This is a genomic window from Sphingomonas sp. PP-F2F-G114-C0414, assembly GCF_003688595.1.
Lineage (GTDB): Bacteria > Pseudomonadota > Alphaproteobacteria > Sphingomonadales > Sphingomonadaceae > Sphingomonas.
Genome location: NZ_RCWT01000011.1, coordinates 328,898 through 350,907, shown reverse-complemented (window position 1 = coordinate 350,907; position 22,010 = coordinate 328,898). Strand labels below are relative to the sequence as shown.

Below are 22,010 nucleotides of genomic sequence, written 5' to 3'. Positions count from 1 at the left end.
CGTTCGATGCCAGCGCCAAAACCCTCACGCCTCTGGCAGCCGAAGCGACTGCTAGCGACCCCGTCCGCGCTGAGTTGGGATCACGGTGCCGAGATCGCAGCGCGTGCAACCGCGCTGGGTGTGCCGGTCACGACGCTACCGAGCGACCGCCTCAAACTCGACTTCCCCGACGATTCCCGCCGCGCCTATGCCGAAGCCAAGGCAACGCTGGCGCTCGTCGTCGCGCCGCCCTCGAAACGGAAGCTCCAGCCGATCGCCCCCAGCGCGGACTGGCGGATCGACCTCGCCGAAGGCTGCCCCGCGCATTGCGGCTATTGCTACCTTGCTGGCTCGCTCAAAGGGCCGCCCATAACGCGCGTCTATGCGAACCTGCCCGAGATCCTCGCCGAACTCCCCGCGCACCTCGGCCAGGGCACCGTGACGTCGCGCTCGACCGCCCGCGCGCACGAAGGCACGACGTTCGAGGCATCCTGCTACACCGACCCGCTCGGCATCGAGCACGTCACCGGATCGCTGTCCGCGCTGATCGCGCATTTCGGCGCGTGGGAGGCGGACGTGCAGTTGCGCTTCACCACCAAGTTCGACGCAGTCGAGCCATTGCTGACGCTAGACCATCGCGGCCGCACCCGCATGCGCGCCTCGATCAACCCCGCCGCCTATGCGCGCTTCGAGGGCGGCACGAGCCCAGTCGCGGCCCGCCTGCTCGCGCTGCGCAAAATGGCGGACGCCGGCTACAAGATCGGCCTGACGGTTGCCCCGATCATCGCCGCCGAAGGCTGGCGCGAGGCGTATGGCGCATTGCTCGCGGAGGCGGGCAGGGTGCTCGCCGACGTGCCCGACGTGACGATCGAACTGATCACCCATCGCTACACGCCGGGATCGAAGGCGGTGCTCGAAACCTGGTACCCCGGCTCGTCGCTCGACCTCAGCATGGCCAACCGCACCGAGAAACGCACCAAGTTCGGCTCGGTCAAATACGTCTACGACGCCGACACGATGCGCGCGCTCCGCAGCTTCTTCCAGGACGAGATCGCCGCCAAGCTCCCCCAAGCCCGAATCCTCTACTGGACCTGACCGCCGCGCCAACCGGCAACGCAGCGTTGCCATTCGCGGCCTTCCGGTCGCCGCCACCGCCGCCTACCTCGAGATTATGACAAACACCCGCCAGCCCACGCTCTTCATCCCGCACGGTGGCGGGCCCTGTTTCTTCATGGACGACCCCGCCGGTAACTGGACAGGCATGGCCGCGTACCTCCGGTCGATCGCCGCCTCGCTCCCCGAAAAGCCCAAGGCGATCCTCGTCGTCTCCGGCCACTGGGAAACGCGCGGCTTCGCGTTCACCGGCGCCGCAACGCCGCCGCTGATCTACGATTACGGGGGCTTTCCGGCGCATACCTATGAGTTGCGCTACGACGCGCCCGGCGATCCCGCCTTGGTAGCCCGCGCCGCCGACCTGCTCCGCGAAGCCGGCCTGACCGCCAATGTCGACCCCACGGGCGGCCTCGATCACGGCGTCTTCATCCCGATGAAGGTCGCGTTCCCCCACGCCGACATCCCGGTCGTCGAGATGTCTGTCGACCGCGATCTCGACCCGGCACTTCACACCGCCGCCGGCCGCGCGCTCGCTCCCTTACGCGACGAAGGCGTCCTGATCGTCGGCTCGGGCATGAGCTTCCACAACATGCGGGGCTACGGCGACCCCCGCTTCACCGCGCCGTCCGAAGCCTTCGACCAATGGCTGACCGGCGCGGTCGAGTCCGAACCGCCCGCCCGAGCGGCAGCGCTAGCCGGCTGGGCTGAAGCCCCCGCCGGCCGTCTTTCGCATCCCCGAGAAGAGCATCTCCTCCCGCTGATGGTCGCCGCCGGCGCCTCCGATCAGCCCGGTGCGCAGGTCTACAACGAGCGCGTGCTGCAAACCGCGATTTCCGGCTACCGCTTCAACTAAAGGAATTCCCATGGCTCTTCCCGTCCTGCTCGCGATCTCAGGCAGCCTGCGCCGCGGCTCGTACAATACCGCGATCCTGACCACGCTAGGCGACGCAATCGTCGACAAGGCAGCGCTGACGGTCTTCGCGCTGAACGACGTGCCCCTCTACGATCAGGACGCCGACACCGACACGCCCCCCGCCGCCGTCGCAGCCCTGCGCGCGGCAATCGGCGCCGCTGACGGGATCGTCATAGCGTCCCCCGAATACAATCACGGCATGTCCGGCGTCCTGAAGAACGCGCTCGACTGGGCCTCACGCCCGCACGGCAAGGCGACGCTCACGGGCAAGCCGGTCTTCACGATCACCTCGTCGCCCGGCGCAGTCGGCGGCGCGCGTGCGCACGCGCAACTGAACGAGACGCTGGCCTCGATCGGCGCCCGCACCGTCCTGCGCCCACAAGCCGTCGTTGGCGCCGTGCACGAGAAGATCGCCGACGGTCGCCTGACCGACCAGCGCACGCTCGATTTCCTCGTCGCCGGCATCGACGACCTGCTCGCCGACATCGCCCGCCCCACCGCAGCCGACCGCGAGGCCTCCTGACATGCGCCACGTCCTCAACCAGTATCCCGCCCAGCGCGACGATATCGCCGACCTGGTGACACGACGCCCGCTGCCGGGGGCCGGCCTGCCGCAGGTCGATCCGTTCCTGTTCCTCAACCATCACGGTCCGCAGACCTATCGCCCCGGCAACAGCGGCCTGCCGTTCGGCCCGCATCCGCACCGCGGCTTCGAGACGGTGAGCTTCATCCTCGAGGGCGAGATGGCGCATCTCGACAGCGGCGGCCACGAAAGCGTCATTCGCGCAGGCGGTGTCCAGTGGATGACCGCTGGCTCGGGCCTGATCCATGCGGAGATCTCGCCCGCATCATTCAAGCGCGACGGCGGCCCGCTGGAGATCCTGCAACTCTGGGTCAATCTCCCCGGCCGCCTCAAGATGACCAAGCCCGCCTATACCGGCCTCCAGCGCGAGGACATTCCCGCGATCCCGGTCGAGGGGGGCACCGTGAACCTGATCTCCGGCACGTTTGCCGGACGACAGGGCCCGATCGAATCCCTGACCGACGTCGCGATGATGACCGTCGAACTCGAAGCCGGCGCCAAGGTCGACCTGCCAGCCCCAACCGGCCGCGCGGTGTTCTTCTACGTTGTCGCCGGCGCCCCCACCGCCAACGGCACACCCATCAAGCCGCACCACCTCGCCACATTCGGCAACGAGGGCGACACCATCACTGTTGAGACTGAAGCCCCCGCCACAATCCTTTACGGCCACGCCGACCCGATCGGCGAGCCCGTCGTCTCCCACGGTCCCTTCGTCATGAACACCCGCGAAGAGATCGTCCGCGCGATCGAGGACTATAACGCCGGCCTGTTCGGCAAGCCGCCCGTCATCCGCTAGGGCACTTTACGCACCGGGGGCAGCGCGGCACAGATGTCGGCGCCCCCGGCAGGCACCGTAAAGAACGGCCCCGCCCGGTTCTCGCGCGAGGCGATCCACGCCACGAACCGCGGATTGTCCGCCGCGCGATATTCGAAATGCGGTCGCTCGGCGGCGGGCAGTTCGCTCGCGAGGCGTGCGGACACGATCGGGCTACGCTCCCCCTCGGTCTTGTAGAACCCCAGATCCCCCGTCCCGCGCGGCAGCGACGACAGCCACTCGACCCCGTCGATCACGCGGCCGACCACCGCGATGTTCCGGTCCAGCGCCCGCGGCGAATGCCCGATCACGGTATAAAGCTCAGCGCCGCTCCCCGTGCTTGGCGCCAGATCGCGCGCGACGCCGACCATCCCGTAGCAATGCGGCACCCACTCGGTCGCGCCATTGCCCGCGAGCGGCCACCCGTCGCGACTATACCCCGCCCATTCGGCATAAGGATCGCGCTGCGACAGCCGCGCCACCGTCGTCGGCCCGGCATGCGAATATTCCGCCGGTGGATTCGCGACCACACCCTCAACCAGCGCCTTCTTCTCCGTCGCATCACCCCATTGCGCGACGTAATTGTCCTGCAACCGGTAGACGCTCGTCCCAGCATCCCACCAATGCGCCCGCGCCAACTTGCGTATGTTCGCGACGTGCACCGGCGCATAGCGAGGCGCCAGCCGCACGGTAAACCGGTGCCCATTGGCCAGGGTGAAGACCATTAGTTCGTCGTCCGGGACCGCAACCCAGTCCGCCGGCACCGGATCGGACGGGAGCGTCGCGGCCGCCGGAACGGCCTGCGCAAGCATGGCAGCGAGAAGGATATTCAACATCTCCGCAGAGTGCCCGAGGCCGTCCCCGCACGCAATCGCTTGCGCGCGCGCGAAACCCGCACTAGCAGACCCGCTTCCAGAGCAATGCGGAGCGGTGGCCGAGTGGTCGAAGGCGCTCGCCTGGAAAGTGAGTATACGTCAAAAGCGTATCGTGGGTTCGAATCCCACCCGCTCCGCCACCCCCATGCGCAAGCCATTGTTTTGCATGGATTTTGGAATCATTGGGGTTCCTATGCCTCAGTCCGTCCGACGTAATTAAATGCGTCTCTTGACGCCGCAGGCATCCGGCAGCGCCCGGGACTTATTCGCTGATCGACAGTAGCGGTTCGGTTCACAACCTCGGACGCACACGGAACATGCGGCAGCGATTACGCGCGCATTGGACCGCAAACCATAATTTGGCGTCATTCGCGTCCAAACCAGCACGAAGGGAACCAGGGATTGTAGCCTCCGATACACAGACGAGATCACGCGCGGCGCTACACGCTGGCGAGATATTTGGAGCGTGCTTTCCCCGACACGTTGATGCGGTATCAGCGATGATGGTGAGGTTCCTGTTGGTCGCTGATCCTATCGACCGATACCTGTTGGAGCTCTATGCCTTACTGGAACTCAATATGCCTCTGGACGATTCGCCACGCACTGATGGTGACACGGAGGCGGCACTGCCGCGCCTCGTCGGGTATATTCCGAAACGGCATTTCAATTGGTACACTAAAACCCGGTCAAAAGGACCGATAATATAGAAACCGGACACCTGATAACGACGTCTGAAGCCTGCATGAACAGATAAGGCATAGGCGTATGGCTCGGCCGCTCGGATCTGCCACTTCGACCTCTGTCGTCAGCCGGCAATCGCATGCGATATTTGCGAGCCGCAGTTGTCTGCACTAGGTTCATCCCGAACTGAGCCAAAACCGCAGATGCGTCGAGGACAGCGGATGTCAGTGTGCGGCTTGGTCATTGCCATCGTCCGCCGGCTCACCAGGAGCTTTGGCCTTTCGGATACAAAGGAAATCGCGATAGTCGGATTTGGTCGTCCGCGGTGAGACAGTTCGTCGCTGCTTTATGAGGCCAGTCATCTGGTGCCGGCTCATATCGTGACCGCGAAATTCATCGCATTGCGGTGAACCGGGCTGCTTGAGTTGATGCCGCTACCGCAGGGGGAACACCTTCACCACCGTTGCCGCGTTCGACAATAGGTCATATAGGAGATGCTATATCATCGCATAGGATTCTCTCAGTGTCATTATCGACCATCCCCGTCACCGTTCTCACCGGCTATCTGGGCGCGGGCAAGACGACGCTCCTGAACCGCATCCTCAGCGAAAATCATGGGCGGAAATATGCGGTCATCGTCAACGAATTCGGCGAGATCGGCATCGACAACGACCTGATCGTCGACGCCGACGAAGAGGTGTTCGAGATGAACAACGGGTGCATCTGCTGCACCGTCCGTGGCGACCTGATCCGCATCATCGAGGGGCTGATGAAGCGCAAGGACGGCTTCGATGCGATCATCATCGAGACCACCGGCCTCGCCGATCCCGCGCCCGTCGCGCAGACCTTCTTCATGGACGACGACGTGCGCGCCCGGGCGAGCCTCGATGCGATCGTGACCGTGGTCGATGCGCGCCATGTCCTCGCCCGGCTGGAGGATAGCCATGAAGCCGAGGAGCAGATCGCGTTTGCCGACGTGATCCTGCTCAACAAGGTCGATCTGGTGACCGCGCAGGAGCTTGAGGTGGTGCGCCAGCGCGTCCGCACGATCAACGGCCAGGCGCGGTTGCACGAAACGCAGAACTGCGTCGTACCGCTCGAGGAGGTGCTGGAACGCGGCGCCTTCGACCTCGACCGCATCCTCGAGATCGAACCCGACTTCCTGTCGGACGACGATCACGAGCATGACGATTCGATCGCCTCGGTATCGCTGAGTTCGGCGACGGCGATCCGGCCCGAGCTGTTCATGCCCTGGCTGCGCAACCTGACCGCGGTCCAGGGGCAGGACATCCTGCGGCTGAAGGGCGTGCTGTCGTTCCCCGACGAGGACCAGCGCTATGTCGTGCAGGGCGTCCACATGCTGCTCGACGGCAATCATCAGCGCGACTGGAAGCCGGACGAGGTCCGCACCAGCCGGATGGTGTTCATCGGCCGCAACCTCGATCCGGTCGCCTTGCGCGCCGGGTTCGAGGCCTGCGCGGTTCCTGCCAACCGATGATCGACGCGATGCGTGAAGCGCTGGTGCAAAGCCACGGCCGCCGTGCCGAGGTCGGTGCGGAGCCGACCGCGATCCTGTGGCTCGGGGACGACGCGTGCCTGACGCTCGGCGACGGCAGCGTGCGGCACATGACCGACGCGGGCGAGGTCGCCGCGCATCCGGTGCACGGCGGTGCGATCCTGGCGGCGTGCCGTCATCCCGATGGACGCTCGATCGTCACCGGCGGCGACGATGGCCGGGTATGCCGCGTGGCGGCGGATGGCGATGTTCTGGAGTTGGGCCGCTTCGACCGACGCTGGGTCGAGCATCTGGTGGCGAGTCCCGCCTCGGGCCTGATCGTCGCCGGCGTCGGTCGCGAAGCGGTGGTCTGGACGCCCGGCGCCACCGAACCCTCGCACCGCTATGCGATCGGTTCGACGATCGGCGGCCTCGCACTCGACGGTAAAGGCAAGCGATTGGCCGTCGCGCATTATGGCGGCGTGAGCCTGTTCTATGCCGCGACCGCCGGCAGCGGCCGCGTCGCGCTCGATTGGATCGGCTCGCACCTCGCCTGCACGATGAGCGCGGACGGCCGCTATGTCGTCACCGCGTTGCAGGAGACCGGGCTCCACGGCTGGCGGCTTCCCGATCTGCGCGACATGCGGATGTCGGGCTACGTCGCCAAGACGCGCAGCTTCTCGTGGGATCGCCGCGGCAAATGGCTGGCGACCAGTGGCGATGCGTGCGCCGTCCTATGGTCGTTCGATGGCAAGAGCGGCCCGATGGACAAGCCGCCGTTGCTGCTGACCGAACGGCGGGGCACGATCGTCACGCGCGTCGCCTGCCATCCCCGTAGCGACCTGCTCGCGGTCGGATATGACGATGGCGTCGTCGTCCTCACGCAGACCGGCGACGATCGTCCGTTGCTGGTCGATGAAGAGGGCGCCGCCATTACCGCGCTGAGCTGGAACGACGCCGGCACCCGGCTCGGCTGGGGCGACGAGGACGGCCGGATCGGCATTCTCGACATGGCCGCGCGCGCATGAAGAGCCCGTGCGTGGATATCTGCCGCTTCGATGGGCGCACCGGCTGGTGCGTCGCCTGCGGGCGCACGCAGGTCGAGTGCCGCGGCTGGCGCAAGGCGGCGCGGCCGACCCTGCTGGGGATCCAGGCGGAGCTGCCCCGCCGCCTCGCCAAGCTGGCCGCGCGCGGCATCGTCGCCTCGGAACCGGCGCCCGACCCAATTTCGGAAGACCCCGACACTATCTCGGAAGACATGGCATGACAGATCCCTCGTTCGCACTGCCCACGCTGGGCCTGATGTTCGTGCTCGGCCTGCGCCACGGGCTCGATCCCGATCACGTCGCGGTGATCGACAATATCGTCTTCCGCATGGTCGAGGAGCGGCCTCGATTGTCGCCCTGGACCGGTACGCTGTTCGCGCTCGGCCACAGTCTCGCGGTGGCGGTCGTGGCGATCGGCGTGTCGCTGTTCGCGCACTGGATCGTCGTGCCGCGCTGGACCGCGACGCTGGTCGATACGATGGTGATCGCGTTGCTGATTCTGGTCGGCACGCTCAATTTCGTCGCGCTGCTGCGACACCGCGCGTACGCGCCGGTCGGGTGGCGGGCAGGGCTGGTGCCGCGCTCGCTGCGGTCGAGCACGCACCCGGCGGCGGTCGTCGCGATCGGCGTCGTGTTCGGGCTGGTGTTCGACACCGCGACCCAGGCGGCCGCCTGGGGTGCAGCGGCAACGACGCGGGGCGGGCCCGCCGCCGCCGCCGGTATCGCGCTGGCCTTCACGATCGGCATGGTGCTCGCCGATACGCTGGACAGCCAGATCGTCAGCCGATTGCTGCGCTCGAGCCAGCGGGCGGGTCGCGGCGCAGGTGGATTGGTCATGCGGTATCGGCGCGCGGTCGGCTGGCTGATCGTCGGCCTGTCCTACGGCATGGCGTTGTTCGCGGCGTCGGAGGCCGCGGGCTTCGCGCTCGACCTCGACGACCGGACCTTCACAGCGATCGGCGTCGGCGCGGCCACCATCGTCGCGGTGCTGCTCGCCCGCGGTGCCTGGCTCGCCCGCAAGGCCAGTCGTCCCGCTCTGGAAGGCGCGGCATGACCGGCCTGGTCACCGGACCCGGTGCGCTGATCCCGGTCTCGGTCCTCACCGGCTTTCTCGGCAGCGGCAAGACGACCGTGCTCAATCGGCTGGTGCGCGATCCGCGGATGGCGCGCGCGCTCGTCATCATCAACGAATTCGGCTCGATCGGGCTCGACCATGACCTGATCGTCCGCAGCCAGGACGACATGGTCGTCGAGATGATGGGCGGCTGCCTGTGCTGCACCATCCGCGGCGACCTGTTGCGGACGCTGCGCGAGGCGCCGTGGCGGTTCGCGCGCGACGGCAAGTGCTGGTTCGACCGGGTGGTGATCGAGACGACCGGTCTCGCCGACCCAGCGCCGATTCTGCACACGCTGATGACCGACGAGCGCCTGCAGACGCTGTACCGGCTCGACGGTGTCATCACCACCGTCGACGCCGCGACGGGGATGGCGACACTCGATGCGCAGGAGGAGTCGATCAAGCAGGCCGCGGTCGCCGACCGGCTGCTGCTGACCAAGACCGATCTGGTCGGTGCGGACGCGCGTGCTGCGTTGGAAGCGCGGCTGCACGCGCTCAACCCCGCGGCGCCGATCACGGTGGCGATCGATGGCGCGGTCGATCCCGACCTGCTGTTCGAGGCCGGGCTCTACGATCCGACGACCAAGAGCCACGACGTCCGCCGCTGGCTGAACGCCGAAGCCTATACGAGCCCGGCCCCCCACCATCATGACGACGACCATCACGACCATCACGACCACCACCATCACGGGCACCATCATCACGACGTCGATCGCCACGGCGACCGGATCCGCTCGGTCTGCCTGACCTTCGACGACCCCATTCCAGCCTTGGCGTTCGAGCGCTGGCTGGGCATCCTGACGATGTTCAAGGGCGCCGACATCCTGCGCGTGAAGGGTATCGTCAACGTCGAGGGCGTCGATCGACCGATGGTGATCCACGGCGTCCAGCACATCTTCCACCCGCCGGTCCGGCTCGACGCGTGGCCAAGCGAGGATCGCCGCAGCCGGATCGTGTTCATCACCCGTGACCTCGACGAAGCCGATCTGCGCGGCACGCTGACGCTCATGACCCTGGGGCTCGAGCATTTCGGTCTGGTCGGGGAGGACGCGATGACCCTAGGGGCAGGGGGTGGACTGATCCCGGACAGAGGCTGACGACCACGACGACCGCAGGGGCGGGGCGATAATATGGAAAATGGGGGATATCGGTGCGCACGACGATCATAGAGTCATGGGTGCGCGGTGCCGCGGCGGCGACCGCCTTGTGCGGCGCCTCGACGGCGGCGATCGCTGAGGACGGCACGCCGACCGCGTCGCTGTCCGTACCGGCCGCGGGCGAGGAGATTACCGTGACGGGCTGGCGGCTGCGCCAGCTCGACCTCGCGACGCCGACCGCGAGCCGCCTCGGCCTGTCGATCCGCGAGACGCCGGCCACGATCGACCAGATCGGTGCCGACGAGATCCTCACGCGGGGGTTCCGCACCGTCGAGGAGGCGACGGTCAGCCTGCCCGGCGTCACCTCGGGGGGCTCGCCGGGCGATCCCTCGCTGTTCTCGATGCGCGGCTTCACCGGCGAGCAGATCACGGTGCTGCACAACGGGCTGTATCTCGGGCCCGCGAACATGATCAATCGCCCCGGCAACACCTTCAACATCGCCAGCATCGACGTGCTCAAGGGGCCGGCGTCGGTGCTCTACGGGCAGGGCGCGATCGGCGGCGCGGTCAACATCGTCAACAAGAGCCCGGACTTCGCAGTCGACAGCCTGCAAGCCCTCGCATCCTATGCGTCGTTCGACACGGCCAGCGTCGGGCTGGGCGGCAATCACCGCCTCGGCGACACGCTCGCCGCCCGCGCCGACGTCAGCTATCATCGTACCGACGGCTTCGTCGATCGCGCCGGTTCCACCTCGTTCAACGCCACCGGCGCGGTGCTGTTCAAACCGCGCGACACGCTGTCGATCGCGTTCAGCGTCGATTATCTCAAGGACACTCTGTCCACCTATTTCGGCACGCCGCTGGTCCCGGCATCGTTCGCCGCCGATCCGATCGGCGGGATCCTCTCGACCGGCAACGGTTATGTCGTCGATCGCCGCACGCGCTTCACCAATTACAACGTGGCGGACAACCGCGCCAAGAGCTGGCAGGTCTGGCCGCGGCTCGTCGTCAACTGGTCGCCCTCCGAGCGCCTCACGCTGTCGAACACCGCCTATTATTTTCATGCCGAGCGGCAATGGATCAACGCCGAGAACTATGTCTTCAACGCGGCCACCAAGCTGATCGACCGCGATCGCTTCTTCGTGTTCCACAACCAGGATCTGTTCGGCGATCAGTTCAGCCTGACGCATAAGGACAAACTGCTCGGCCTCGACAACACGCTCGTTGTCGGCATCGACTACAGCCATCTCGATTTCGTCCGCAGCCGGGGTTTTCCCGATGGCGACAGCGTCGATCCGCTGACCCCGAGCGCGGGTCTTTTCGGTGCGATCGACAAGCGCGTGTCGCCGACCCGCTGGGACCAGATCGCGCTGTTCGGCGAGGATGCGCTCGCTCTCACGCCCTCGCTCAAGCTGGTCACGGGCCTGCGCGCCGAGCGGCTGTATCTGACGCGCGAGAATTTCAACGTCGATGGCAGCTTCAACGCCGGGTCGAGTTTCGACCGCACCTACCGGCTGTTCAACTGGCGCGCGGGGCTGGTGTACGACGTAACGCCGAACGTCACCGCCTATGCGTCGTACAGCACCGGCAAGGATCCGGTCGGCGCGAACATCTTCCTGGTCAACGCCAACCAGAATTTCGGCCTGAGCAGTTCCCGTCAGGTCGAGGGCGGGCTGAAAGCCGATCTGATGCACGGCCGCGGAACGCTGACGCTCGCGGCCTACGACATCAAGCGCGACAACATCCTGACACAGGTCGCGGTCGATACCGTCAGCAATATCGGCAGCCAAAGGTCGCGCGGGATCGAAGCGTCGGGCGAACTGCGCGTGACTCCGGCGTGGGCGGTGATCGCCAGCGGGACCTATGTCGACGCGAAATACGCCAATTTCGTCGATCCGAACTACGGGATCGCCGCGTCGGGCAACACGCCGCCCAACGTCCCGGCCTGGGTCGGCAATATCTGGACGACGGTGCAGCATGTCGGCGGACTGCCGCTGGAAGCGGGCGGCGGCGTCAAATATGTCGGCAAGCGCTACGGCAACACCGCCAACGACCTTGTGCTCAAACCCTATGCGACCGGGATCGTCTACGCGACCTATGCGCTGACGCCGCGCTGGTCGCTGACCGGGCGGATCAACAATGTCTGGAACAAGACCTTCGTGCAGTGGGCAGACATTTATTACCCCGCGCAGGTCATGCTGGGCGAACCGCGCCGGTTCGAGGTCAGCGTCCTTGCCAGATTCTAGGGCGAACGCGCGGCGTCGTCAGGCGATCAAGACGCTCGTCTGGTTCCACCGCTGGCTCGGCGTCGCGACCTGCCTGATCTTCGGGCTCTGGTTCGCGAGTGGGGCGGTGTTGCTGTTCAAGCCGTTTCCGTCGCTGTCTCACGCCGACCAGCTGCGACTGGAGGCGCCGATCGACGTCGGCGCGGTGGCGATCTCGCCGCGCGGCGCAGCGATCGCCGCCGGCCGGCCGGCCGCGTTGCGCCTCGTCCAGCGGAGTGGTGCGCCCGCGTATATCGCCACCACGCCGGACGGGACGATCGCGATCGATGCGCGATCGGGTCGGCGGCTGGGCGATCTGACCCCCGAAGACATTGCCGCGGACCGGGGCGCACCGCCCGGCACGACGATCCCGGTCAAGATTACCTACGACCAGTGGGTCGTCCACAACCGCTTCGATCCGCTCCGCCCGTTTTACCGGATCGACCTCGCCGACGGACGCGGGACGAGCCTCTATCGCTCGGCCAGGACCGGCGAACTGGTCCAGCGCACCAGTGCCGCCGATCGCGGCTGGAACTGGGTCGGCGCCGTGCTGCACTGGGCGTATTTCACGCCGCTGCGGTCGAGCTTCACCACGTGGGACCGGACGGTGTGGATCCTGTCGTTCGTCGCGCTGCTCGTGGCGATGGCCGGCACGATCCTCGGCATCATCCGCATGCTCGCGGCGCGCCGTCTGCGCACGCCGTCGTTTACCCCGTACCGCCAGCGCTGGATGCGGTGGCACCATCTGCTCGGCCTGTTCGCGAGCGTCTTCGTGCTGAGCTGGACGCTGAGCGGCTGGCTGTCGATGGACCACGGCCGCCTGTTCTCGCGCGGTCAGCCCACCGCCGAGCAGGCAGCGCGCTATGCTGGAGCCCCCTTGGCCACCGCGCTGCCGAACGACCTGCCGACCGCCATTCCGGCGGATACCAGGCAACTCGACTTCACGGTCGTCGGCGGTCGGAGCCTCTCGGTCGCGTGGCAACCCGACGGAACGGCACTGACCTATGATGGCGACTATACGCGGATAGCGCCCGCGACGCTTCAAGACAGGATCGGCAAGGCGGTGCTCGTCGCATTTCCCGACGCGTCGGGTTTCAGCGTCGCCCCGATCGATCCGACCGCGACCTATGCCTTGGCGGAAGGCTGGCCTGCGACGGCCCTGCGCGTTACGCTAAGCGGTAACGCGCTCCCCGATGTCTACGCGGACGGCGTCGACGGGCAATTGCTGACGGTGATGGATGACAGCCGCGCGCGCTACGCCTGGATCTATTACGCGCTCCACACTTTCAACGTACCCGGCCTCGCCACGCGCCCGTTGCTGCGTCGGATCGTCGTGCTGATCCCGTTGCTGCTCGGCTTCCTGTTCAGCCTCACCGGCGTCGTGCTGGGCATCCAGCGCCTACGCAAAATCCATTAGGCGCCGGCTTCGCTCGAAATGCCTCCGGTCCCAATTTCAAAAACAGCCATTGGTGATCCGAGGCCAAGGTCGAACAAAGAGATCGATAGGGAAAAGCCGCAATACGGTTTGGCGTCGCATGCGACCTATCCCATCAATGCCCGACTGATTTCGTCATCCGTCGCGACATGCTCCTCGATGACGCATCTCAGATCGATCCCGCTGATACCGTAGCTGGATATGACGGCTGCCTGGGCGATGTTGAGACCGTCGGACGACTGGACCATTGTCCCGCCGGCGGCGATCAGATGCGGATAGGTGCTGTGGTAGGCGTAGCGTCCCGTCGTGGCGACGACGCGGTCGGCGCGGTCTATGATGGTGGCGACGGCGTTGGCAGCGGTGCGATTGATGACGTTCATCACCGCCGCCGCCTGACCCTCGAAATCGAATTCGAGATAGCAGGCGCCGATCGTCACCTCTTCGATCCGGATCGGCGCGACGTAGATCAGCACATTGCGGTCGCTCGACCACGGGTTCCTCCACACCGCGTCGGTCATCCATTCGGTGGTAAGCGGCGCGGACATGGCGCTGCGAAACTGGTCGTAATTCTTGAAATTCACCGTGCGGACGGCAGCGTTCGCGTGCGCGCAGACCGCGACATGCCCCTCCGCGTCGACGACGAACGCGTTCAGGAAATAGGGCGAGCAATTGAGCAGCGACTGCAACCGCTTCAACGCGCGCGCCTCGATCTGCGGCGACGAACGCCCGAGCAGCAGCGCTTCGCTGATCGAATGGTCGGTGGCCAGCATCCGGACGTCGATCGAGCGGTCGTACAGCGTGCGCGCTAGCGTATCCGCGATCGACTGGGCAAGGTCGGCAAGCCGCCCGCCCTCCATGTCCTTCGCCAGCTCGCTTGCGATCACCGCGCCGTGCTGCAGGTAATGCAGGACTTCGTCGCGAAACGCGCGGGCCGAACTCCGCGCGCTTGCCGCCAGATGCTTCACTTCCTGCGCGACGACCGTGAACCCGCGTCCCGCCTCGCCCGCACGCGCGGCCTCGATCGTCGCGTTCAGCGCCAGCAGGTTGGTCCGCCCGGCGATCGCCTCCGCCTGATCGGCATGCGCGGTAACCTTGTCGCTCAGCGCGGTCAGCAGGGCACGTATGCGTCGGGGCATCGTATACTTTCTCAAAGTCCGACTGCGGCCCTACGCGGCGATGGTTAACGCATCATGGCGATTCTCCCGCGATCCTTCCGTACCTGCATGGTATCGAACGGAAATATCGTCGATGCCGACGGGACGGCACCGACCGCGTAGCCGTCCTCGCGACTGGACGCCTGACCAACCAGCGCCGGTTCGGACACAGGTTCGCGTCGGTGCGATCGGTCAGGACGGTACGCTATAGCCCGCGATCACCATCACGGTCTTGCCCTCGCAATCCCCGGATTGCGGCGACCATGTCGTCTTGGGATCGGCCGGCACCAGCCCGCTGGTCATCGCCAGCGGAACATACCGGTCGCGAACCTAGAAGCGGCGCTGGGGCGGAATGCGTCGATCCGGCAGGCGACCGATTTCGCCGCGCCGCAAAAGGTATTCCTGGGTATTTCTCCGTCTTGAAAGAGGGCGGCAGTCGGCGCTGAATACGCCGCCTGCCGCCCTTCCATCAGAACCGCGCGCGGACGCCGATGCGGTAGAAGCGGCCGAGCGTGTCGTAGAGCGCCGGGTTCACGTCGAGCCCGGTGTTGGTCTGCGGCGAGGGCTCGGGATCATGGTCGAACAGATTGTCGACCTTGAAGAACATGCTGACCTGCTTGGTGACGTTCACCGCGCCGCCGATGTCGAAGTAGAACGCGCCCTTCATCTTGTTGTAGTCGATGGTCGGGTTGTTGCCCGTCGATACCGGGCAGTTCCCCGCCGAGCAGACGACGTACTGGTTGCCGATCACGCCGTCGCTGAACCAGCGTTGCTGCAGCGTGAGGCTGAACTGATCGGTGTCGTAGCTCTGCGTCGCGAGCCATTTCCAGCTGGGGGTCGCGCCCGAGTTCGCGCCCGCACTGTCGACCGGGATCGTGCCGGGCAGGCCGGGATCGGTGACGAACTTGATGACGTGCGTGGCGAGCGCGCGCACGGTCAGGTTGCCGGCGATGCCGAGCGGCCGGCGCCACTGATAGCTGCCCTCGATATCGAACCCGTTGGTCTTGATCGAGGCGAGGTTGAACGACTGGACGTTGACGAAATTCGGGCCCGCCGTGTTCTGCAGATTGAAGCTGTCGCAGGTCTCCGTATTGCCCTGGAAACACAGGTTGACGATCTGCGCCGCGGTCAGGCTGGAGACGACGTCGTTCAGCTTGATCGTGTAATAGTCGAACGACAGGCTGAGCCCCGGTGCCCATTTCGGCTTGGCCAGCACGATACCGGCTTCGGTGCTGCGCGCGATTTCGGGGCGCAGCGCCGAATTGCCGATCGTGTTCTGGATGATCAGCACCTGCGTGTTGCGGAACGGGTCGGTGAAGTTCGGCACGGTCGTCGTCGTCGGCGCGGCGAACAGTTCGGACAGGTTCGGCGCGCGGACGTCGCGCGAGGTGACGGCGCGCAGGCGGAAGCCGTCGAACGGGGTCTCCCAGGTGCCGCCGACCTTCCACGCATAGACGTTGCCCGACGTTGAATAATGCGTCGCGCGGCCCGCGGCGTTGACGTTCGCGCGGCCCAGCGTGTCCGAATTGAGGACCGGCAGGTTCAGCTCGAGGAAGCTCTCGACCACGTCGTACTTGCCGGTGCCGTTCTTGTAATTGCCCGCATACCAGTTGTTGCCGGCGGGCAGCAGCGACGGATCGGACGGATACAGCGTCGAGTTCGGGCTGAGGTCGGACACGCCCGCGCCGTAAGGATCGGCGTTCACGCGGTAGAATTCGCGGCGGTATTCGGCGCCGGCAGCGACCGCGAGCGGCCCCGCCCACAACGTCAGCGGTTCGCCCGAGATGCTGACCGCGGCGGCGTCCTGCGTCTGCTTGGTGTGCTGGAACGGCCCGTTCGCGGGGACGATATAGGCAAGCGCGGCCGCCGACGGCGTGGTGCCGCCGAAGATGTTGATCGGCTGGCATCCGCCGGCGCGCGCGGCGGCATTGGCGCAGACGATCTCGCCGTTCAGCCGGACCGCGTTGATCGCCTGGTTGTAGCGTCCGGTCAGGCTGATGTTGTCGACGCGGATGTCGGTGGTGTTGATGCCGTGCTCGTACGACGCGTCATAGGTCCAGCTGGTCCCGAGTATGCTCGCCTTGCCCTTCACCCCGCCGACGAAGCGGTATTGCCGCCGATCGGTGTTGACGTGGATGTTGGGCAGGATCGCGTTGCTCAGGCCGTATTGGAAATTGGTGATGCCGTTGGCGGCGCACGCGGCCGAGATCGAGGCGGGCAGATACGGGTTGGCGCACTGGATCGTCAGCCCGGTCTTCGATGCGCCGGGGTTGGGCTGGTTGTCGGACTTCACCTGCGCGATGTTGGCGGTGAAATACACTTCGTTGTCGGGGGCGAAGTCGTAGCCGATTCGCGTATAGCCGTTGAGGCGCTGCAGCCCCGATTGCAGCGACGTGCCCGATCCGACATGCCCCGACTGGTCGCCGCCGACGCAGAACCCGACATAACAGCCGTTGACGGTGCCCGCCGCGTTCTTCGCGGGGACGCCGTTCGAGCCGTACTGGAACTGGAAGGGCTGGCCGTTGGCGTCGAACGCGGTGCCCTGGAGCGGGCCGGCGCTGATCAGGCCGTACTTCGTGTATTGATAGGCCTGGCCGTGATCGCGGTAGAGGAACTGCGGCGAGCCGTTGTTGCGGATGCCGGTGTCGACCAGCGTGGTCGCGCGATACCAGTCGCGACTGCCGGCGAGGTCTTCGCCGAAATTGCCGGGGCCGACGCCCTCTTCGTGCGAATATTCGCCGCTCAGGATGACGTGGAGCTTGTCGCCGGCGAAGCTCTTGCCGACCGCGGCCTGGACCAGCACCTGGCCGTCGTCGCCGTACGTGGTCACGCCGGTCTGGATATTGCCCTTGAACCCGGTGAAGCGCGTATCCGTGATGAAATTGATGACGCCGCCGACCGCGTCCGAGCCGTAGGACGCCGATGCGCCGCCGGTGACGATGTCGACGCGCTTGATCAGCAACTGCGGGAACTGGCTGATGTCGGGCACGCCCGTCACGTTTGCGCCGACCACCCGCTGGCCGTCGAGCAGCGTCAGCGTGCGGATCGTGCCGAGCCCGCGCAGCGAGAACGAACTCAGGCCCTGCGATCCGCTCGACGTGCTGAAGGTACCCGTGCTGGCGCCGGTCGAGCCCTGCAGCGACGGCAGCTGCGCCACGGTGGTGAAGATGTTCGGCTGCGCGTTCTTGAGGATCTGCTCCTCGCCGATCACCGTCGTCGGGGTCGGCGCGTTGAACCCGCTTGAGGTGATGCGCGTGCCGGTCACGACGATGTCGCTGGCCGACGCAGGCGACCGCTCGGCATCTGCAGCATCGGCGGGTAGCGACTGTGGCGTGGCGGCGGGCGCTTCGGTTGGGGCCGCAGTGGTGGCCGGGGTCGCAGTCGTGGCGGGCGGGACGGTCTGCGCGATCGCCGGCGCGCACAGCAGCGCCGTCGCGAGTACCGCCATGCTAGTAGCGCTACCAAACAGGCCTCTGCTCAAGCGCCGGTCGTGCGTGACCAATTCCATCATCCGTCCCCTTTTTGCACTTCGCATCGGCCGTGTTCGGCTCGGCCAAAGCTCGATTGTCGCGGCGTTCTACCGCATGCGATGCAGCCGGGCATCTACGACCATCGTCGCATTTCATTCGGGACGGGGAGGCTACCGGTCAGCGGCGATCAGGGGCGGGCGGTGTAGAGCGCGTGGTGCGTGAGGATGTAGAGCGTCCGTCCGTCGGCACCGCCGAACAGCAGTTGCAGCGGCCGTTCGGGAATATCGATACGGCCCTGTTCGTGACCGTCCGCCGCGTAGACGAACACCTGTCCGTTGGCGACGTAGACGCATCCGTCCGGGCCGGTCGCGACGCTCTCCCCGCCGCGGGTCGCGAAGCGCTTCAGGTCGGTGATCGCGCCGCCGCGGCCGAGCAGCCCGGTATAGGTCGTGTCCTCGGATCCGTTAACGATGTGCACGCGCGCGCCGACCCGGCCGGTGACGAAGCCATAGGTGTCGAGCGTATCGGAAAAGCGCCAGCCGAGATGGTTCGCCGGCCCCTGCTGCCAGACGCGGTAGGCGGGCAGTACGAGGCTATTGTCGGGCGAGACATATTCCAGCGGCTTGGCGACCGCGGCATCGCGCGCGAACATCTCCGCCAAGGTCATGAAATGGTCGGTCTCGGCATCGTATTGATCGCGGAATTCGCCGTTGTTCCAGACGCTGCCGGGCAGTGCGACCGCGGCACCGGTGCGCGCGGCGACCGGTGTCGGTGCGATCGCGCGCACGTCCTGCGGTTTCGCCGGGTCGATCGCGTAGACCGTGCCCGCCGGGCCTGCGGACGAGAGCACGATCAGCGTACCCGACCGATCGATCGCCAAATTGACGGGATCGAGCGGCGCATCGGCAACGATCGACAGGCCGTCCTTTTCCGACCAGCCATGAATGCGCTGGAACTGGCGGTCGACGAAATACAGTTTCCCCGCAGCATCCACCGCGCCGCCGCCGAGCGAATAGAAGCCGTCGGCGACCTGCTTGACGGAAGCGAGCGGGGCAGGGGCAGCTGGGGCCGGCGTATCGGTCACGTCCAGTACCGCGAACTCGCGCTCGCGCATCTCGGTGCCGCGTGTGACATCGACGATCGCGTTTTCGTACGGATATTTGCTCGCGCGCAGATACGTGCCGCAACCGTTGGCGTCGCAGGTCGAAAAGCCGCTCTCCGCGTTCACATGGACGTTGCGGAACCGGATGTCGGTCGAGCCGTACAGCGTCACCGCCGCGCGCGCCGGCTCGAGCGACCGCGTGACGCGGTAGGCGTGGAGATTGGCGAACAGGATGTCGCGCGAATTGCGCACCTCGAGCGCGACGGTCGCCCGGCTTTCGCCCGCTTCCTCTTCGGTCTGCGGCGCGAGGAACTGCCAGTTGCGGACGCCGTCGAGGACGATCTCGGCACGCCGGTGATGTTCGGCCGACATCTGGTAGACATAGCCCGGCGTGCTGGTGTTCGACACGTGGAGGCCGGCGGCGGCATAGGTATCGGGCGTCCACACGCCGTTGAACGTGCCACCGCCGCCGTCGGTGACCCACAGGCTCGCATATTGCCCGTCCCAGCGCTTGGCCGGGTCGATGTCGGCGGTATGCGTCGCGTTGTAGGGATCGAAGCGGCTGCCATCGGCGGCAAAGGTACCGTGGCCGCCCTGGAACTTCACGTCGTCGACCAGCGAATGCTCGCCCGCGCGCCACAGCAAGGCGGTCGCGCGCGGATTGCTGCCGCCGGTGAACAGCCCGAGCCCCGAGACGATCGCGGCGCCGCCTTTTGCGCTTTCGATCAGCGCGCGGGGGCTGCCGACGCCGCGATACGCCGGGCTGTTTTCGGCGAGGACGATCTGCGTCAGGCTGGGATGAAGGCCAATCAGGACGCTATCCGCACGCAGCTTCAGCGTGTCGGTGACGCGGTAGAACCCGGCCGGGAAATACAGCACGCGGTGACCGTCGATCGCGCGCTGAATCGCGGCGGTGTCGTCGGTCGCATCGTCGCCGCGCACGCCGAGATCGCGGACGTTGGTCCAGGCCGATACGGGCGGCAGTGCGCGGATCGCGGCGTCGCGCGGACGGTCGACCTTGGACAGTGGCGTCGCGTCCATCCGCGTCGCGAAGCTGCCCGTGGTGCCGAGCGCGGGAAGAGTCAGACCGTACGTAAACGCGCGGACGCGGTAACGTGCGGCGGGCCCGGCGACCGTGCGGCCGCTGTCGCGAAAGCGCGCGAAGGTCGGCGTGTTCTGCCCGACCGCGTTGTCGAAGCCGATCTGCGTATAGGCATTGCCCTCGTTGCTGATGACGATGCCTGCCTTGGCGACGTTCTCGAACCGGACGTCCTTGCCCCACAGCCAGTCGCCATAGCCGCGATCGATCTCGATCCCGACGGGGACGTTGCGGATCACGGTATTCACCAGCGTCAGCCCGGCCTCGTGCTCGCGGATCGCCGCGTCGCGCTGACCCTCGAACACCGAATCGAGCAGCGTGAACTGCCACGCCGGCGAGGTCTTCTCAGTCAGGATCCCGTAGCGGCCTCCGAAGAACTTCAGGTCCTGAGCCAAATTGCCGACCTGGTAGACGCCTGCCAGCGCCGAACCCAGGTGGAAGTCGATATGGCTGAGATAGGCGTGCTGCGCCGCGTGGAAGCGGACCGCTGTGGCCGCGGGATTGCCCTCGCCGATCTCGAAATCGACATTCGACAGCGCGGTGTAGAAGGTGCCCGAATTGGCATCGGCGATCGCCGGATCGAATGGTACGCTGGTCGGCGGCGGGACCGGAACGGGCGGTGCCGGCGGTGATCCCGGAGTTGCAGCGGGGGTGCCGGTGAAGAAGACCATGCTGCCGACGCCACGCTGGAACCCCGGGGTCGAAGGCGCGAGCAGGAGCACCGGGCGGGCCCTGCCGACCCCGAACAGGCGGACGCCCGGCCGCATGTAGAGCGTGCGCGTGATCCGGTAGCGGCCGGCGGGCAGGAAGACGATGCCGCCCGCGCCGGTGTTCTTCGACGCGGCCGCGGCCGCATCGATCGCGCGCTGGATCGCTGCGCTGTCGTCGGTGACGCCGTCGCCGCGCGCCGCGACCGTGATCGCACGCGGATCGACGGGCGCGGTGGCGAACACCGAGGTCGAGGCTAGCGCTGGGGCGGACACTCCGACCAGCAGCCCGACCAGGAGAGGGGCTGCGAAACCGGCGGTAAATCTGGCCGTCATGACTGTGCGTCCTTCGATGAGGGCCGTTTCCCGCTGTACGGGAAGCGATAGGCTGCCGCGTCGCGCGCGACGATTGCGACAAAGGTCGTAATGGCCAATCCGGAACATCTGATCGATAGCGGCGTATCGACACCCGGCCGTTCGGTCGTTGCGAAGGATATCGACCGCTGGTGGCAGATCATGTGAACACCCAGACCCCTTACGGCATCGTCGTGATGGGCGTGAGCGGCAGCGGCAAGTCTACGCTGGCCGCGTTGCTCGCGCGGCACCTGCACAGTCCGCTGCTCGAAGGCGACGATTTCCATTCCGCGGCGAATATTGCCAAGATGGAGTCGGGGCATCCGCTCGACGACGCCGATCGCTGGCCGTGGCTCGACCGGCTCGGCGCCGCGATCGGGGTGGCGGCGGAGGATCGGGCCAATCAGACCGGAACTGCGGTAGCCGCCTGCTCCGCGCTGAAACGCAGCTACCGGGAGCGACTCTCGCAAGCCTCCACAGTGCCGCTCGCCTTCGTGCTGCTCGACACCGCGCCCGACGAGATCGCCCGGCGTCTCGCAGGCCGCACCGGCCATTACATGCCGCCCAGCCTGCTCGACAGCCAGCTGGCCACGCTCGAACGGCCATCGGCCGGCGAGCGCGCCATCACGCTCGATGCCGCGCTGCTGCCCGAGCGGTTGAGCGAGGACGCGCTCGCCTGGCTGGAGACGCAGTTTCCGCGAGGCTGAGTCTC

At 66.6% G+C, this 22,010-nt stretch carries 16 protein-coding genes and 1 tRNA gene; 13 read left to right on the top strand and 4 right to left on the bottom strand.

All coding sequences use genetic code 11. The features are described 5' to 3' along the window. Positions 1–6: 6 nt before the first annotated feature. The 4 genes from C8J47_RS10690 to C8J47_RS10675 all read left to right on the top strand — a co-directional run bounded on the left by C8J47_RS10690 (position 7) and on the right by C8J47_RS10675 (position 3,384). Complete coding sequence (locus C8J47_RS10690) at positions 7–1,074, top strand: spore photoproduct lyase family protein (protein ID WP_121885643.1); 1,068 nt, start codon at positions 7–9, stop codon at positions 1,072–1,074. A 76-nt stretch (positions 1,075–1,150) separates the two neighbouring features. After that, on the top strand, positions 1,151–1,945 hold the full coding sequence (locus C8J47_RS10685; RefSeq protein WP_121885642.1) for a class III extradiol ring-cleavage dioxygenase: 795 nt from the start codon (positions 1,151–1,153) through the stop codon (positions 1,943–1,945). A 10-nt stretch (positions 1,946–1,955) separates the two neighbouring features. Continuing rightward, positions 1,956–2,528: an NADPH-dependent FMN reductase gene (locus C8J47_RS10680; protein WP_121885641.1), complete on the top strand. Its 573-nt coding sequence runs from the start codon at positions 1,956–1,958 to the stop codon at positions 2,526–2,528. Between the two features lies 1 nt (position 2,529). Next, positions 2,530–3,384 carry a pirin family protein gene (locus C8J47_RS10675; protein WP_121885640.1) on the top strand — a complete coding sequence of 285 codons (855 nt, stop codon included), beginning with the start codon at positions 2,530–2,532 and terminating at the stop codon, positions 3,382–3,384. On the opposite strand, the gene C8J47_RS10670 is transcribed toward C8J47_RS10675, so the two are convergent. Continuing rightward, a complete protein-coding gene (locus C8J47_RS10670) occupies positions 3,381–4,238 on the bottom strand; it encodes a peptidylprolyl isomerase (RefSeq protein ID WP_121885639.1) in 858 nt (285 codons plus the stop codon). The two genes, C8J47_RS10675 and C8J47_RS10670, sit on opposite strands and share 4 nt — an antisense overlap. Positions 4,239–4,326: 88 nt before the next feature. On the opposite strand from C8J47_RS10670, the gene C8J47_RS10665 reads away from it, so the two are divergent. From C8J47_RS10665 to C8J47_RS10630, 8 genes are all read left to right on the top strand, one after another. Then, positions 4,327–4,417 (top strand) — tRNA-Ser (locus tag C8J47_RS10665). Between the two features lie 1,064 nt (positions 4,418–5,481). Beyond that, positions 5,482–6,456, top strand: a complete 975-nt coding sequence (locus tag C8J47_RS10660; RefSeq protein ID WP_183129073.1) for a GTP-binding protein — start codon at positions 5,482–5,484, stop codon at positions 6,454–6,456. Continuing rightward, positions 6,453–7,481: a WD40 repeat domain-containing protein gene (locus C8J47_RS10655; RefSeq protein WP_121885638.1), complete on the top strand. Its 1,029-nt coding sequence runs from the start codon at positions 6,453–6,455 to the stop codon at positions 7,479–7,481. The genes C8J47_RS10660 and C8J47_RS10655 overlap by 4 nt, the downstream gene beginning before the upstream one ends. Positions 7,482–7,492: 11 nt before the next feature. After that, positions 7,493–7,720 (top strand): DUF1289 domain-containing protein, encoded by a 228-nt coding sequence (locus C8J47_RS10650; protein WP_259467484.1) that lies wholly within the window; start codon positions 7,493–7,495, stop codon positions 7,718–7,720. Then, complete coding sequence (locus tag C8J47_RS10645; protein WP_121885636.1) at positions 7,717–8,553, top strand: nickel permease; 837 nt, start codon at positions 7,717–7,719, stop codon at positions 8,551–8,553. The genes C8J47_RS10650 and C8J47_RS10645 overlap by 4 nt, the downstream gene beginning before the upstream one ends. Beyond that, on the top strand, positions 8,550–9,713 hold the full coding sequence (locus tag C8J47_RS10640) for a GTP-binding protein (protein ID WP_121885635.1): 1,164 nt from the start codon (positions 8,550–8,552) through the stop codon (positions 9,711–9,713). The genes C8J47_RS10645 and C8J47_RS10640 overlap by 4 nt, the downstream gene beginning before the upstream one ends. 53 nt (positions 9,714–9,766) lie before the next feature. Beyond that, on the top strand, positions 9,767–11,959 hold the full coding sequence (locus tag C8J47_RS10635; protein ID WP_259467483.1) for a TonB-dependent siderophore receptor: 2,193 nt from the start codon (positions 9,767–9,769) through the stop codon (positions 11,957–11,959). Further along, positions 11,946–13,394 carry a PepSY domain-containing protein gene (locus C8J47_RS10630; protein WP_259467482.1) on the top strand — a complete coding sequence of 483 codons (1,449 nt, stop codon included), beginning with the start codon at positions 11,946–11,948 and terminating at the stop codon, positions 13,392–13,394. Before C8J47_RS10635 ends, C8J47_RS10630 begins: the two co-directional genes overlap by 14 nt. Before the next feature lie 125 nt (positions 13,395–13,519). On the opposite strand, the gene C8J47_RS19725 is transcribed toward C8J47_RS10630, so the two are convergent. From C8J47_RS19725 to C8J47_RS10615, 3 genes are all read right to left on the bottom strand, one after another. Then, entirely contained in the window at positions 13,520–14,548 is a 1,029-nt protein-coding gene (locus C8J47_RS19725) for a cache domain-containing protein (protein ID WP_121885632.1), read from the bottom strand. Positions 14,549–15,035: 487 nt separating this feature from the next. After that, a complete protein-coding gene (locus tag C8J47_RS10620) occupies positions 15,036–18,014 on the bottom strand; it encodes a TonB-dependent siderophore receptor (RefSeq protein WP_121885631.1) in 2,979 nt (992 codons plus the stop codon). Between the two features lie 209 nt (positions 18,015–18,223). After that, positions 18,224–21,280 (bottom strand): glycosyl hydrolase family 28-related protein, encoded by a 3,057-nt coding sequence (locus tag C8J47_RS10615; RefSeq protein ID WP_121885630.1) that lies wholly within the window; start codon positions 21,278–21,280, stop codon positions 18,224–18,226. A 170-nt stretch (positions 21,281–21,450) separates the two neighbouring features. On the opposite strand from C8J47_RS10615, the gene C8J47_RS10610 reads away from it, so the two are divergent. Next, positions 21,451–22,005, top strand: coding sequence for a gluconokinase (locus tag C8J47_RS10610; protein ID WP_404969270.1), 555 nt, complete (start codon positions 21,451–21,453; stop codon positions 22,003–22,005). Positions 22,006–22,010: the final 5 nt, after the last annotated feature.

Coding starts and splice junctions, on each gene's coding strand:
- C8J47_RS10620 (WP_121885631.1), bottom strand. CDS start 18,014: ATGGCGGTACTCGCGACGGCGCTGCTGTGCGCGCCGGCGATCGCGCAG.
- C8J47_RS19725 (WP_121885632.1), bottom strand. CDS start 14,548: ATGCCCCGACGCATACGTGCCCTGCTGACCGCGCTGAGCGACAAGGTT.
- C8J47_RS10640 (WP_121885635.1), top strand. CDS start 8,550: ATGACCGGCCTGGTCACCGGACCCGGTGCGCTGATCCCGGTCTCGGTC.
- C8J47_RS10615 (WP_121885630.1), bottom strand. CDS start 21,280: ATGACGGCCAGATTTACCGCCGGTTTCGCAGCCCCTCTCCTGGTCGGG.
- C8J47_RS10655 (WP_121885638.1), top strand. CDS start 6,453: ATGATCGACGCGATGCGTGAAGCGCTGGTGCAAAGCCACGGCCGCCGT.
- C8J47_RS10680 (WP_121885641.1), top strand. CDS start 1,956: ATGGCTCTTCCCGTCCTGCTCGCGATCTCAGGCAGCCTGCGCCGCGGC.
- C8J47_RS10670 (WP_121885639.1), bottom strand. CDS start 4,238: ATGTTGAATATCCTTCTCGCTGCCATGCTTGCGCAGGCCGTTCCGGCG.
- C8J47_RS10645 (WP_121885636.1), top strand. CDS start 7,717: ATGACAGATCCCTCGTTCGCACTGCCCACGCTGGGCCTGATGTTCGTG.
- C8J47_RS10685 (WP_121885642.1), top strand. CDS start 1,151: ATGACAAACACCCGCCAGCCCACGCTCTTCATCCCGCACGGTGGCGGG.
- C8J47_RS10675 (WP_121885640.1), top strand. CDS start 2,530: ATGCGCCACGTCCTCAACCAGTATCCCGCCCAGCGCGACGATATCGCC.
- C8J47_RS10690 (WP_121885643.1), top strand. CDS start 7: ATGCCAGCGCCAAAACCCTCACGCCTCTGGCAGCCGAAGCGACTGCTA.